Origin of the sequence: Candidatus Villigracilis proximus (assembly GCF_016717045.1) — a bacterium.
Lineage (GTDB): Bacteria > Chloroflexota > Anaerolineae > Anaerolineales > Villigracilaceae > Villigracilis > Villigracilis proximus.
Genome location: NZ_JADJUO010000007.1, coordinates 206,896 through 220,454, shown reverse-complemented (window position 1 = coordinate 220,454; position 13,559 = coordinate 206,896). Strand labels below are relative to the sequence as shown.

The following is a 13,559-nucleotide window of genomic DNA, read 5'->3' as shown; positions in this document are numbered from 1 at the left end:
ATCTATTAAACTTCGATCTGGATCGCGCTGCCGCTTTCGTAGCGGCGCAGGCCGGCGTGGAAGGTGAAGATCGCGAGTACGAGGAAGCCGATTGCACCGAGCAGAAGTTGACCGAGTGTGGTCCACGAGAAAGAGTGGATAAATTCTGCGGGGAGTGCGCCCATGAATGCGGCGGGGATGATGGTGAAGAGGATCAGTTTGGCGTAGCTGTCAAATAGTGTGATCGGGTAGATGCCGAAGGTCAGCATAGCGTTGAGGACGAGGTTGCTGAAATTGGTCATCATGCCAAACCAGAACGCGAGACTCTGCGTCAGAATAAGGAATGCCGCGAAAACAGTGGCAGCTAACAGCGTGGCAAGAACGTAGCGGGCCAGCCCGTCCCAGGAAAAATATCCAGAGAGGCCGTAACTGATGAAGCCGTAGATAAAATCTCCCATCCCGCTTGCGATGGTTCGGCTGGCGATGGTGTGCAGTAAGACCGGGCGAGGCAGGGAGAGGTAATAATCGAGGCGGCCTTTGGCGATGATGTCGCTCAGGGTGAAGGCGTTGCCGAAGAGCAGGCTGACGATGCCGAAGGCTGAGGACAATACGCCGAAGGTGACGTACATGTCGTTCACACCCCAGCCGCGCACATCTTTGAAACGGTTGAAGAAGATGATCCAGATCGCGAAATAGATAAAGTTATTGGCCATCATGCCGATGACTTGCGTTAGGAACGCCGCGCGATATTCCATGGCGGACTGTAGATTTGTTTTCCAGATGGCGGTGAGAAATTTTAATTCTTTCATCTTATCCGCCGTTGACTGTTAACTGGTTAATCCGCGGCGATAGACGACGGCCAGCAGAATGGTGAGAACAAAGATCCATGCGAGTTGTAATGACATCACGTTGACAAAAAACTCCGCAGTGGGCGTAACGAACAAACGCGACGGGCCGTAGATGGCGCTGGAGAAGGGCAGAAACTTTGCAAGTGTCTGTAACCACTGCGGATAAAAATCAAGCGGAATCAACATGCCGCCAAAAATGAAAGCCAGCTTTTGATAGATCCATGTGAAGGCGGATACATCTTCAACGACAAAGGCCGAGAGGCCGATCATGGCGTTGATGCAGAAGTGCAAGATCCACGCGCCGAAGACGGCGGGTAATGCGATCAAAACCCTTCGGGATGATTGGGCATACCAACCAGCCACCAGACTGTTAATCCGCCAAAGATGGCGTTGAGCATGGCGCGGAAAATAGTCTCGCCCATGGCGGTGCTGAATTGATACAGCAAAAAATCATAAGGTTTGTTGAGGATGTAGGCGATGGAACCATCTTTGACATTCTCAGACATGGTGCGCGCAATGGGCGGACGTCCCAACTCGATGGTTTCGGCCAGCATGAGATACCAGAGCGTATCGCGCAATGTGAGTCCGCTGATTACGTCTGCACCGGCCGCGCTGAAGGTGACCTTCCACAGTTGATAGAAAATCCACATAAAGGGGATGATCATCAGGCTGCGCCCAACTAATTCGCCGGGATATGCGAGTGAGTTAATCAGCGTGATTTGGAAGATGGACCAGTATTTTTTCATGGAAAAGGATGAAGGATGAATTATGAAGGATGAATTATGAAGGATGAAGGATGAGGGATGAGGGATGAGGGATGAGGGATGAAAAAACTAATACGGTCTCAAATCCTTAATTGATTTAAGGAAAATGCTCTCAAATTTATCCCGGTTGGACATTTTTTCTTCGTCGTTTTTTAGCTCAAGGTATATGCTTCTTAAGAGGTTGCGGGTGTTTTGAAAGGCGTTGTTTCTTTCTTCATCTGTGTAGGCGCCTTTCCAGTTTTGGTCGGTAAAGGACTTTGCCCATGACTGTATTTTTTCAATGGAAATAAGGCCGCGGCGCAGGGACTCAATCACCGCGCTGGCAAGCCGTTCATCTTCGCCGTGGATGTAGAGATAATTTGTCGAGTGGATGATCTTCTCTGAAATTGAATTCAGGATATTCCATAGATCAATTTCTTCGAGGTGCTGATTGCATCCCAGCACAAGCAGCAGGTCTGCGGTGTGGGCGAGGGCGTGCGCCCAACCCTGGACGGGAACATGTCCGCGCGGATCTTTTTCTGCAATGATATACCACAGACCTTCTTCGAGAATGAGGGCGATATCCGCTTTATCAAGGAATGATCTTTTGTTATCGTTATGAACGATCTCAGCTAGAAAGAGAACCGAGAAGGTGCGTAAAAATACAGAGTCGCTTTCAGGATGATCTACTCCAATGTGGAGATTTGCAAGCAGCTCCCTGATATATCCGCGTATTTCTTCGGTGGAGTAGCGCTCCTGTTTCAGCCAGTTGGCAAAGACGATGTATCCGATCTCATCGCGCAGCTCGGGGTCAGTGGAGCCTAGATATGAAAATATTTCGCCCGTTAATTCGGCAAGCGTGTGATCCGCGGGAACTTCATATTTATTTTTTGCCAGTTCGATCCAAAATTCCTTATCCATAAGAATTCTCCTGTCTACTTGTCTACCTGTCTACCTTTTTACCCTCTTACGCATTTACTTCCTGATATATCTTCGCAATGACTTCCTCCAGCGGCGGGTCGGAGATCGTGATATCCACAATATCGCCTGCGCCGGAGAGATGCGACATGACAGAGTCAACTGATGTTTTGGCGGTGTCGAATTTCAGTTTTACGCCGTAATGACCGACCTTTAGAATTTCGACGCCCTGAATGGCGTAATCTTTTGAAACTTCCTGTGCGTAACGCACTTCCACGCGTTTTGTGGTCAGGAATTTGCGCTTTAAATTTGAGACCTTGTCTTCGTAGACGATCTGTCCATGATTGACGATGATGACGCGTTTGCATAAGGCTTCGAGATCGCCCGCATCATGTGAGGTGAGCAAAACGCCCACACCCTCTTCTTGATTCATGCGCTTTATCGCATCGCGGATGTGTTGCTTGGCAACCACGTCGAGGCCAATGGACGGCTCATCGAGCAGGAGCAGTTTCGGGCGGTGTAAAAGAGACGCGGCCACTTCGCAGCGCATCCGTTGTCCGAGGGAAAGTTTCCGCACGGGCACATCCAGTAAATCCGCGATCTCAAAAGCTTCAGTTAAATATGCGATGCGCTTGTTGGTTTCGCGGTCATCCAGTTCGTAAATTTTTCCAAATAAAAGAAAGGTATCCATCGCGGGCAGGTGATACCAAAGCTGCGGCCTTTGCCCGAAGACCGTGCCGATGTGATAGGCGAGTTTCTGGCGTTCGGTCCACGGGGTGAAGCCGAGCACTTTGGCCGCGCCGCCGCTGGGATGCAGAATCCCGGTCAACATTTTGATGGTGGTGGATTTGCCCGCGCCGTTCGGGCCGATGAAGCCGAGCAGTTCTCCATCTTCCATTTGGAAGGATAGATTATGCACCGCTTCAACGGTACTATACTCAGGCTTGATCAGAGCGCGAAGAGAGCCGCTCAGCCCGGCGGCTTTGCGTTTGGTCTGAAAAGTTTTTTGCAGGTTTACTACTTCGATTGATGCCATGATGTTGTAAAATGGTTGGGGAATATGTTTTATAGTATTATAACTTTAAAGAGGTTCCACATGCGCAAACTATATCTTGTGATGGCGTTGGTGATATTTCTTCAGGCTTGTTCCGCACTGCCGAGGGAGGCTTGTTTCCCTCTGCGGATACGCCTGAACCAACCTCCACGGCGACTATAACTTTTACGCCGACTATTACGCAAACGCCAACCCGAACTCCCACCATCACGCCTTCAGCAACGATCGTGCGTATTCCGACTCAGGATCCAAACTTACCAACATCCACTTTTGCGCCGATCCCGATTTTTATTGGTAAAGATACCGTCACTCCGATCGTTCCATCCACTCCGGTAAGGCCTGGCCCCGGATTTCTTTCGATGACAATTTCTGAGAGCAAGATTTTTTGGGGAGCATGTCAGCCGAATAGCACGAAGATCGTTGTTCAAGTGGAAGACCCCGAGGAAGTATTTAGCGTGGTTATTTTTGTGCAGGTAAAATCTGCAAAAGAAGAGGATTACACACCGTGGACAACCGGTGACGCCATGCATGATCATCGTGACGGTACATTTTCATATAATTTGCGTGCCAATCATATCTATGGTCGTAATCATTATCTGAGGTCATGGGTTTTTTTACAAATGGTGGCGACGAATAAAGATGGTGAGGAAGTGGGGCGCTCTCTGATTTTTAGAGACCTGATTGCACTTTCTCCGTGTATGTAATAAAAGTGAAAGGGATTTGATTTTTACCATGAAAAAAATTATTGTTTTTTTGCTCTGCACGATTCTGTTTTCCTCCTGTTCCATCACACCGGGACAATTTCTTTCGGCTCAACCTGCAACGTTTTCGCCCGTGCCTGTGTTTGTTAATAATACATCCACTGAAATCCCAAGTCCCACGCCCACTGTTCCCACGCCTACATATACGGTCACGCCTACGTTGGTAGGTTTGAAGACAGTCACACGCACCCCCGACTTTACCCCAACTCTGGTAACAGAAACACCATTATTTTTGATCACACCGAATACAGCCACCCCAAGCGTACAAATGGAAGGGTTTGTTTCGGTCGTTGTTTCAGGCACGGCATTTTATAAGACCGCAGGGTGTGAACCCATTTCTGTAAAATTCACGGCGCAGGCCGGCGACCCGGTGAATGTGGCTTTTGTTGTTTTGTTTGTCCGCTTTAAAAGTAAACAGTCTGGAGCAACTAGCGAATGGACAAGTATCCCCACGCAAAACCTTGGCGCGGGCACATTTACACATGATTTAATTTCAGAAGAAATGAAAGGCGTCGATGCTTTCAAAAACGCCTGGATTCAATATCAATTTGTTGCCACCAATGCCAAAACACGCGAGATCGGGCGGACGGCCATCTTTAGCGAAAGCTTAACTCTATTGGATTGCGAACCGCCAACTCCCACTCCATCTTTAATTCCAACTCCCACACTGTTAAAGCCATGATTGAATTTCCTCCTGAACTGATTCGATACTTGACGAAAGCATCGCGTGTCGCTGTCTTAACTGGAGCTGGTGTCTCACAAGAAAGCGGACTCCGCACTTTTAGAGACGCCCAGTCCGGTCTATGGGCACAATACAAGCCGGAAGATTTAGCTACTCCCCGGGCATTTGCGCGAGACCCCAAACTCGTTTGGGATTGGTATGCATTCCGGCGTGAGGCAATTAAAGGCGCGCGTCCGAATGCAGGCCATTACGCGCTGGTGGAAATGGAAAAGAATATTCCCGAATTCACCCTCATCACACAGAATGTGGATGGTTTGCATCGCATGGCAGGCAGTAAAAATATTCTTGAGCTGCATGGCAATATCCTAAATGTCCGCTGTTCAGAATGCGGGATGTTTGCTGAAACCTGGGGAGATGACCTTGAATTTGTGCCGCGCTGTGAACATTGCAACGGTTTGTTGCGTCCTGATGTGATCTGGTTTGAAGAGTCTCTGCCGCGAGACCAGTTAGAAGCAGCCGTACAGGCAACACGCACTTGTCAAGTCTTCTTCTCCATCGGCACATCGGGTGTTGTGCATCCGGCTGCTGCGCTGGCAAGTGCTGCAAAAGCCGAAGGCTCGGTTGTGATCGAAGTCAACGCAGAACCAACTCCGCTTACACCCAAAGTTGACTTTGCGTTGCATGGAAAGTCAGGTGAGATATTGCCGGAGCTGGTAAAAGCGGTATGGAAGAGTGGTATGTGATATATGTTTCGCAGTGACAATGGTGAAACAGAAAACACTCACTGTCTTTAACGGTCAGTGAGTGTTTTCTGTTTAAGAACGATGTGCTGTTTGCTGATAATGCTTGCTATCCTATGCCCGCCAGTCGCTCAAGACTTCTCCAAGTTTTGTAATTCGTTCCCGCATAAGTACGGCCAGAACACCCAATAAGAGCAAAAGGATTCCTGAACATCCGATCAGCACAACCGCTGAGATTCCTTTTAGGGCGCTGTAAAGAACTGTGATTACTCCAAGTACTACAAATCCAATCGGCGCTAATACGAGACTACGTGAGCGAATGACAACTCCATAAGTTAATACTACAAGTGATTGAAAGAATATGACGTAGAAATAAGCCAACTCGCCTGTGTTCACCATTTGAATATAAGTAGTCCCCAGCAAGACCAGCTGTGAAACCATACCCATCAGGAAGGTGCCCGCCTTGCTGCCGATGCGTGTCAGCAGGTAATGCTGGATCATGCCCAGCAGCGCAGCGCCGATGGAATAGAATTGCGGTTCATCCACATTCAGTTCCATCAGCAAAATAAAATAGGACATGAGATATAGCGCATTGGCTGGGAATCCCAGCCACACATTGCGGCGTTTGAAAGCTTCCACTGAAATCATGGTTGCGGTCACTGCAGCAGGGATCGCGGCTGAGAGTCCGCCTTTGATCGGCGCAAGAAAAGATGTGATCAATCCGAAACCCAATCCGCTTGTCCATAAGACGAATGACCAGGTGAAATTATCCAACACAGAGTTCTTTGGCGTATCCTTCGGCAGCATTTGACTCAGCCCATAGTAAAACGCGGTGATGACCGCGATCGGTACGAACCATTCGTTTAATCCCAGTGCGCGCATGATGTAAATCACAGTGAAGATAAAAAACAGAGTGACACTATATCCAAGAACCGGCTGTTGATATAACAAACAATACGCAAGCAGAACGATGGAATAAACACCAAAACAGATCGCTGACACTTCTGGAAAATCAACACCTTTGATCATCAAATATCCGGCATTCCATAACACAAGCGCGCCGCCCAGACCGCGCATTGGCCAGGCGAACAGACGCGGCGCAGGATAGGTCTTGTACAAGATGGCATCCAAGCCAAGCCAAAGTAAGCTGATCGCAAGCGCGATGTATGCAAATTCTGTCACATTGAAATCATGCAGGATCATAAAGATTGCAGTTGAGAAAAATAGTTGCGCCCCTGCTTCGAACAGACTTTCCTTTCGCACAAACATTTCCGCCGTAAATAGAAACGCGATGATAGCCATGAACCATCCGCTATTTTCTTTGAAAATGAACAACGCGCTCAATGAGATCACACTTCCCAACGCCAGCGCGCCGTTGCGCAGCATTTCACCCCAATCTTTTTGCTGCCAAAGAGCAGCCCGAACGCAAAGTATAGAACAGCAAGCACAGTCAATGCTGGGAGCCATAGATCGAGTTTGAAAAAATCAAGCGTGTAAAAAATAGTCAACGGGAAATATGCAGCCGGGATATAACCAAGCAGCGGATTTCTGCGCAGGTAAGTATTTACGAGAAACAGCAAAGTGTAAACGCCAAAACAAATTGCAGTTTGTGATGGGTGCTCCACTCCAAAAATGAACAACAAAACAACATTTGCAACCGCGGCGATACCGCCAAGTCCCCACACAATTTGCATAAGAGGCCGTGCACTCTTAAATGTTTTGAAGAAGAACATATCCAATATTAACCAGACCGAGCCGATTGCAAGAAAATAATACGTAAGCTCTGTCACTTCGAACTCCCGCAGTAGCATAAAAGCAGACATCCCTGCAAATAAATGCACGCCCGCTTCCAACCAGCCGTTTTGGCGTACGAACATTTCCACAATGAACAGGAATGCAGTCACAGCGATGAAATATCCGCCGAAGTCTTTTTCCATGATCAAAGCGGATGCAGACACGATGGAGCTGAGTATTAATCCACTCACACGCATCATCTCTGACCATGAAACGGGTTCGCCTGTGTGAGCTTTGATTCCTCTGATGGCGAATCCAATTACATAATACAAGACCGCGAGTCCTGTCAGCACAGGCAGCCATGCGTCCAAATTTTCATATTCAAGCGCGACGAAGATCGACAGGGCAAGATAGGCGGCGGGAATAAACCCATACGCCGCTTTGCGCTGAACAAGCGTATAGATCGCAAAGAAAACAGTGTAGATCGCAAAACTGACAGAGATGCGCAGCAGGTCGCTTTCCCCGATCAAGGCCAGACTGGCAAGAAGCGCCAGCACTGCACCCAAACCTTTCGCGATCCACTCCAATAAACGCGGAGAGTGATAGGTGCGGGACAAGATCAGGTCCAGGCTGAGGATCACCAGACTTAAGGCCATTAAAGTATATCTGCTTTCCTGTATGTTGAAATCCAACAAGATCAAATATGCGGCAATCGATAAAACGACATGGGCGCCAATTTCAAATAGTCCCTGCTTATGGCTGTACATTTGCACGATAAACAGCAAACTGATTAACGCAATGAACCATCCGCTGTGTTCTTTTAGTGCGGTCAATGCCACCAGAGAAAGAATACTGCCAAGGATTAATCCACTGGCTTCAAGCATGGTGCGCCACGCCGCGCGGACTTCGACCTTCCTGAGTTTGTACCCGCTGAAGAAGTAGATCACACTCAGAATACTTAAGGCTTCGAGCCAGAAATTCAAATTGAAATGATTTAATGTATATAAAATACTGATGGCAAGCGCCGTGGTCGCAATGTAGCCGATCCACGCCTGATCGTAGCGGATGGCATATGTCGCAAAGAAGACCGCATAAATACCAAAGATAATAGCCGTGTTGATCAGCGGTGATGTTTCAGCCGGCGCAAAGACAATAAAATTATAGGCAGTGAATAATGCGCCATAAACACGCGGGGGAATACGCCATGCCTGATCGATCGAAAAATCTGCTTTTAGGAATAGATCTGGCAAAAGGAAGATCAGACTCAAGACCAGGAGCGGATACCCTTCAAGGATGTTTAGCTTGGTAATAAAGGGTAAGGCGAAAATAGCAAAGTAGGCGATGATAAAGTTGAACAAAGCCAGCGCCCACAACCATCCACGCGGACGGAGGAGATGTAGTGTGCCGTAGACCATAAACACACTGAACGCCGTCGCCAGCCCAACCTCTGTTCTGTAAAATCCGCTGATTACTGCAATTGCAAATGTAGGAATGGATGCGAGCAATACCGGCAGGCTGTATTGCCGCGTTGTTTGTAGCCTGTGAACGATGTCACCAGAGATCGCGGTGAGCAAGCCCCAGCCTGCAAACAGGATCACAGTCCCTGTATCTTCAAGGCGCAGGGCGAGGCTGATAAACCACGGTATTGGAATGAGCGTTGCAGCAGCCAGCCACGGGAAGAAAAATATGGGGAATAGCAAATTTGAAACTGAATAAAAGATAAACGCAAATCCCCACGTAAAGGCAGAAGCCAGATTCCAGAGCGGCGTTGTTGATGGCTCAAAGGCTTGCATGAAAAGAAGTGTGATCGATGCGCCGATCACCGCGATTTGGAAAACTTGCGCAGTAAAGAAAAGCGGAAGTGAGAATGTATTGTCTTTCCATGTTTTGAGCGCCCATGTGCCAGCCAGACCGGTGATCGCAGTCAGGCTCAACATCAGCACATAAAATTCTGCTTCGGCATCAAACATCCCGCCGATGCGAAAGAGTGCAACTGAAAAGGCCACAAATGCTGTAACGCTGAACACGCGGGATTCGTATAGCCACGTTCCGAATCCCCAAACCAGCGCCATAAATGCGGAGACGAATACCCAATAGGCGGCGCTGAATTGTAAAGATAGATCAAGGGATTCTTCCATCACGTTTGCGGTAATGGGCAGCAGGAAGGAGAAAACAATAAAGAGCGCAAAACTTGGTTGCGGCAACCTCTTGCGAATGGCGACGGAGAGTCCGCCAAAGATGATCGTGGCGATGATAAGAATCGGCAAACGTGCTGCGGGAGATAATGCCGCGAGAATGGCAGCAGAAGCAACCACAAAGAATGCGCCAAGATATAACGCGATCTTGATGCTGGTTTCGCTTAAAAGGGTTTGTAGGAGCGTGGGGCGCGGTCCGCTGGGGATGGGTTGTGGTTTTGGCTGTGGGGTGGATAAAGGCACGCTGACTGCCACTGCTGGAATGTTAACCGGTTCAGGCTGGACAACGGGGGCGGGTGCCTGTTGTGCTGACGGAGATGCCACGGGTGAAGCAACTGCCGGTTGGGCAGGAGCAGGTTTCGGCGGAGTCTGATGCGTTTGTTTGGGGGGAGGGGCAGGCGTGAGGTCGAAATCATATCGGCGGCGAAGTACTTCAGCAGCGTGGCCTTTTAAAATTCCAAGCTTTTGCCATTCGCCGATCTCCGCCAAAAGAACATGACGATTGCCGCGTTCGACCTTGTTGAAACGGCTGCGGACATTGCGCTGCGTGGAGAGATCAAGCGCGGCAAGCGCATCCTTGCGGACATCTTCGTTCTCGTCATGCAGCGCAAGTTTTTCAAGTTCGTTGCGGATGGCTTCGCTGCTGTATGTAAGCGAGTGTAGTTGCTCAATGCCATTTATGCGTTCAACGTCATCACCGCTTTTTAACTTGTCGAGAATCTCTCTGAGGATGTCTTCAGGTTTCCGCGGTTGATTTTCTGTCATACCATTCTCCATTGTCTTGATTGCCCGGCAAATAAAAATAATTCCTGATTTTACAACCCTAAAACAACGAATCTGTTTCTCGGGACGCGCTCATCATACCCTGTGTTTGGCTTGTCTGACTGCCAAAAGACGCCAGTTTGAGAATCAAAAAGCGAATTGAGTTTGAAGTTGAATTCGCTTTTTGAAATGGTCTTTATATATAAATGGGAAATTACTTGATAAATATGTGATATGCCCAGGGTTGTAATTTCAATTGAGTAGAGTCGGATATTTCAACCTGCTGTTCGTTTGTGAAATCTGTATAGTTTCCGTGGCATAGGCTTTCATGGAATTGTACGGTCTGTGATTCTGTAGAAAAATTGAATACGGCAAAGACTTTGTCTTTTTTCATTCTGACGTACAAAGCTGAATACTTTGTCGGCAACGGTGTTCGGTACCTGGATCATTCTTGCGCCCCATTTCGCATTCCACAGTGCGGTGTTTTTCTTTTTCAATGCGAACAGCTTTTTATACAACGCGCCGACCGGATGTTCCTGCCAGTCGATGGTATCTTTTTCAAAGAAGGGAAGTCGCTTGCTTTCACCGGCTTCCTGTCCATTGTAGAGCAGCGGCAGGCCTTCACTGACCACAGACAACGCAATGACGGCATTCACTGCATCGCCAAATTGCTCGTGCTGTGTTCCTTCCCATGAGTTTTTATCGTGATTGCTGAGGAAGAGCATACGCATAATGTCGAATGGATAGGCTTTCTCGTTCCACGAGTAATAAATAAAAAGCGCGTTGACATCGGCTTTGCCTTTTGCGATCGCAAGCATGGTGTCGTACCAACTCCAGGCATAGGTCATATCAAAGGCTTCTTCATGCAGATCACGTGATTCCCATTCTGCCAGCATGAAGACTGGTTTGATCGCATCCAATTCCTTGCGGACAACATTCCAAAAATCGATGGGGACAAAGCCCGCCACATCGCATCGGAATCCGTCGACATCTGCTTCTCGTACCCAGAATTTCATCGCCTCTGACATATATTCGCGAACCTGCGGCTTGGAATAATCCAGATCAATAATGTCTGACCAGTCCCACCACGGCGTTGGGTGAAAGTCGCCTTTCCAGTTACGGGCATACCAATCAGGGTGTGCGCTGGCGAGGACACTATCCCAGGCAGTGTGATTGGGAACCCAATCCAGAATGACGTGCATTCCCATGGCATGTGCTGCCTGAACAAAATGCTTCAGGTCCTCCATGGTTCCGAATTCATGATTAACGCTGTAATAATCCTTGACCGCGTATGGGCTGCCTAAAGTTCCTTTGCGGTTTTTCTCTCCGATCTCATGGATGGGCATTAACCATAAAATATCCACGCCCAGATCTTTGAGTCGTGGTAAGTGTGTTTCTGCGGCCGTGAACGTTCCTTCATGGGTGAATTGACGGGTATTGATCTGATAGATAACCGCATCCTTGCTCCATTCAGGATGAATGAGCTTTACAGGTGGAATGGGTTGGTGGGAAGACTTCATGATATGTATTTTATTTTGATGATTTAATTAAAGTTCAGGCGGTTAAGCCTGAACTTTATCTTCCTATTTGATCGCAACTCCGCTGCGTGGTGGAATGGCGATTTTATTGCCCGAGATCACAGGGTTTCCAAACAGGATTTCCGGTTTTTTCTCGAATGAAAGCTCAACGGTTTGTTCACTGTTGGAGACATTGAAAGCCACCGTTACTTTTTCATCTTGATATGAGCGCGTATACGCCATTACTTCACCTTCAGCGTAGACACGTTTGTACTCGCCTCTGCGCAATGATGGGTATTCCTTGCGCAAGGTGATGCAGGATTTTGCATATTCGAGCAGGTCTTTATCCCATTTGCTTTCATCCCATGGGAAGGACTTGCGGCACTCGGGATCGTGTCCACCATCCACGCCGATCTCATCGCCGTAGAATAGGCATGGCGCACCGGAAATGGTGAACATGAACAGCCACGCGAGTTTAAGCGAAGACTTATCACCGCTGACGCAGGAAAGAAAGCGCGGCATGTCGTGGCTGTCGAGCAGATTCAGCTGCGACTCCGTAATATCACGCGGATAGATATTTAAGATGCGGTCCACTTCGTTGGCGAAATCATACGCATGCATATTGCGAACGCGGTCTTTAAGTCCGCCGGCTTGTGTGACGATACTTATATTTAAATGTGAATTTGCAAAGAAGCTCAAGGATGCGGCAGTGAAAAGGTAATTCATTACCGCGTCAAACTGGTCACCTTGCAGCCAGCGCTGCGCCTCATGCCAGATCTCTCCAACGATATAAGTTTCAGGGTTTATGGCGCGCACTCGTCTGCGGAATTCACGCCAGAACTCGTCATCGTCAATTTCGCCGGGGACATCCAGCCGCCAGCCGTCAATGCCAAACTTGACCCAATATTCAGCAACATCAAATAGAAAATCGCGCACAGCGGGTGTGTTGGTGTTGAATTTTGGCAGTGCGGGTAAATTCCACCAGGCTTGATAACCGATCGCGTTCAAACTTCCTTCACCATTTTGCAGGGCGTGCAGTTCACCGGTTGCCGGGTAGGCGCCCCAGCGTTTGTTGCCTTTGAGTCGTTCAGGATCAAAATAGAACCAATCTACATAGGGAGAGCCTGCGCCGTTTTCCAATACGTGATGAAATTGCCAGAAACCGCGGCTGGCATGATTGAAGACACCATCCAACACCACGCGCATTCCGCGCTTGTGTGCTTCATCGATCAATTTTCTTAATGCTTCATTGCCGCCGAGTAACTGGTCCACGTTGTAATAATCAAAGGTGTGATATCGGTGATTGGAAGCTGAGGCAAAAACAGGTGTGAAATAGATCGCAGTAATCCCAAGTTCCTGTAAATAATCCAATTTTTCGATCACACCGTATAGATCGCCCCCCTTAAATCCGTGCGGAGTGGGTGCGGAGTCCCATGTTTCAAACGGCAGCGTGCTCGCGGGGTTTCTTCCGCTTTTTGCAAAGCGGTCCGGGAATATTTGATAAAAAATTGCATCTTTGACCCAATCAGGTGTTGACATTGTTTTCCTCAATCATAAAATTTTCGAGAGAGTTTGTTTTATCCATTTGAAATCAGGATGCTCTCCGTTGTTCGTGGTTAATTGTAA

General features: G+C 48.3%; 11 protein-coding genes and 1 pseudogene. 3 read left to right on the top strand and 9 right to left on the bottom strand.

What is annotated here, in order from left to right; translation table 11 throughout:
- Positions 1 to 5: 5 nt before the first annotated feature.
- The 5 genes from IPL71_RS09615 to IPL71_RS09595 all read right to left on the bottom strand — a co-directional run bounded on the left by IPL71_RS09615 (position 6) and on the right by IPL71_RS09595 (position 3,524).
- Positions 6 to 788 (bottom strand): ABC transporter permease, encoded by a 783-nt coding sequence (locus IPL71_RS09615; protein ID WP_345321057.1) that lies wholly within the window; start codon positions 786 to 788, stop codon positions 6 to 8.
- 18 nt (positions 789 to 806) lie between these two features.
- On the bottom strand, positions 807 to 1,154 hold the full coding sequence (locus tag IPL71_RS09610; RefSeq protein ID WP_345321055.1) for a hypothetical protein: 348 nt from the start codon (positions 1,152 to 1,154) through the stop codon (positions 807 to 809).
- Complete coding sequence (locus IPL71_RS09605) at positions 1,151 to 1,573, bottom strand: hypothetical protein (protein ID WP_345321053.1); 423 nt, start codon at positions 1,571 to 1,573, stop codon at positions 1,151 to 1,153. Before IPL71_RS09605 ends, IPL71_RS09610 begins: the two co-directional genes overlap by 4 nt.
- An 87-nt stretch (positions 1,574 to 1,660) precedes the next feature.
- Positions 1,661 to 2,491, bottom strand: a complete 831-nt coding sequence (locus IPL71_RS09600) for a DUF2785 domain-containing protein (protein ID WP_345321051.1) — start codon at positions 2,489 to 2,491, stop codon at positions 1,661 to 1,663.
- 46 nt (positions 2,492 to 2,537) lie between these two features.
- Entirely contained in the window at positions 2,538 to 3,524 is a 987-nt protein-coding gene (locus IPL71_RS09595; protein WP_345321050.1) for an ABC transporter ATP-binding protein, read from the bottom strand.
- 107 nt (positions 3,525 to 3,631) lie between these two features.
- On the opposite strand from IPL71_RS09595, the gene IPL71_RS09590 reads away from it, so the two are divergent.
- From IPL71_RS09590 to IPL71_RS09580, 3 genes are read left to right on the top strand one after another with little or no spacing between them, the layout of a single operon-like run.
- Positions 3,632 to 4,246 carry a hypothetical protein gene (locus tag IPL71_RS09590; protein WP_345321049.1) on the top strand — a complete coding sequence of 205 codons (615 nt, stop codon included), beginning with the start codon at positions 3,632 to 3,634 and terminating at the stop codon, positions 4,244 to 4,246.
- A gap of 28 nt (positions 4,247 to 4,274) precedes the next feature.
- Positions 4,275 to 4,985: a hypothetical protein gene (locus IPL71_RS09585; RefSeq protein WP_345321048.1), complete on the top strand. Its 711-nt coding sequence runs from the start codon at positions 4,275 to 4,277 to the stop codon at positions 4,983 to 4,985.
- Positions 4,982 to 5,728, top strand: coding sequence for an SIR2 family NAD-dependent protein deacylase (locus IPL71_RS09580; RefSeq protein WP_345321047.1), 747 nt, complete (start codon positions 4,982 to 4,984; stop codon positions 5,726 to 5,728). The genes IPL71_RS09585 and IPL71_RS09580 overlap by 4 nt, the downstream gene beginning before the upstream one ends.
- 111 nt (positions 5,729 to 5,839) lie before the next feature.
- Here IPL71_RS09580 and IPL71_RS09575 read toward each other — a convergent pair whose 3' ends face one another.
- From IPL71_RS09575 to IPL71_RS09560, 4 genes and pseudogenes are all read right to left on the bottom strand, one after another.
- Positions 5,840 to 7,111, bottom strand: a complete 1,272-nt coding sequence (locus IPL71_RS09575) for a hypothetical protein (RefSeq protein ID WP_345321045.1) — start codon at positions 7,109 to 7,111, stop codon at positions 5,840 to 5,842.
- Complete coding sequence (locus tag IPL71_RS09570) at positions 7,075 to 10,419, bottom strand: hypothetical protein (RefSeq protein ID WP_345321043.1); 3,345 nt, start codon at positions 10,417 to 10,419, stop codon at positions 7,075 to 7,077. Before IPL71_RS09570 ends, IPL71_RS09575 begins: the two co-directional genes overlap by 37 nt.
- Before the next feature lie 211 nt (positions 10,420 to 10,630).
- Positions 10,631 to 11,936 (bottom strand): annotated as a pseudogene (locus tag IPL71_RS09565) (alpha-amylase family glycosyl hydrolase).
- A gap of 63 nt (positions 11,937 to 11,999) precedes the next feature.
- Positions 12,000 to 13,472 carry a glycoside hydrolase family 13 protein gene (locus tag IPL71_RS09560; RefSeq protein WP_345321041.1) on the bottom strand — a complete coding sequence of 491 codons (1,473 nt, stop codon included), beginning with the start codon at positions 13,470 to 13,472 and terminating at the stop codon, positions 12,000 to 12,002.
- Between the last annotated feature and the right edge of the window lie 87 nt (positions 13,473 to 13,559).

Bases quoted from the DNA above. Each gene is read 5' to 3' on its own strand.
- IPL71_RS09615 (WP_345321057.1), bottom strand. From the start codon at position 788: ATGAAAGAATTAAAATTTCTCACCGCCATCTGGAAAACAAATCTACAG.
- IPL71_RS09605 (WP_345321053.1), bottom strand. From the start codon at position 1,573: ATGAAAAAATACTGGTCCATCTTCCAAATCACGCTGATTAACTCACTC.
- IPL71_RS09600 (WP_345321051.1), bottom strand. From the start codon at position 2,491: ATGGATAAGGAATTTTGGATCGAACTGGCAAAAAATAAATATGAAGTT.
- IPL71_RS09595 (WP_345321050.1), bottom strand. From the start codon at position 3,524: ATGGCATCAATCGAAGTAGTAAACCTGCAAAAAACTTTTCAGACCAAA.
- IPL71_RS09585 (WP_345321048.1), top strand. From the start codon at position 4,275: ATGAAAAAAATTATTGTTTTTTTGCTCTGCACGATTCTGTTTTCCTCC.
- IPL71_RS09580 (WP_345321047.1), top strand. From the start codon at position 4,982: ATGATTGAATTTCCTCCTGAACTGATTCGATACTTGACGAAAGCATCG.
- IPL71_RS09575 (WP_345321045.1), bottom strand. From the start codon at position 7,111: ATGCTGCGCAACGGCGCGCTGGCGTTGGGAAGTGTGATCTCATTGAGC.
- IPL71_RS09570 (WP_345321043.1), bottom strand. From the start codon at position 10,419: ATGACAGAAAATCAACCGCGGAAACCTGAAGACATCCTCAGAGAGATT.
- IPL71_RS09560 (WP_345321041.1), bottom strand. From the start codon at position 13,472: ATGTCAACACCTGATTGGGTCAAAGATGCAATTTTTTATCAAATATTC.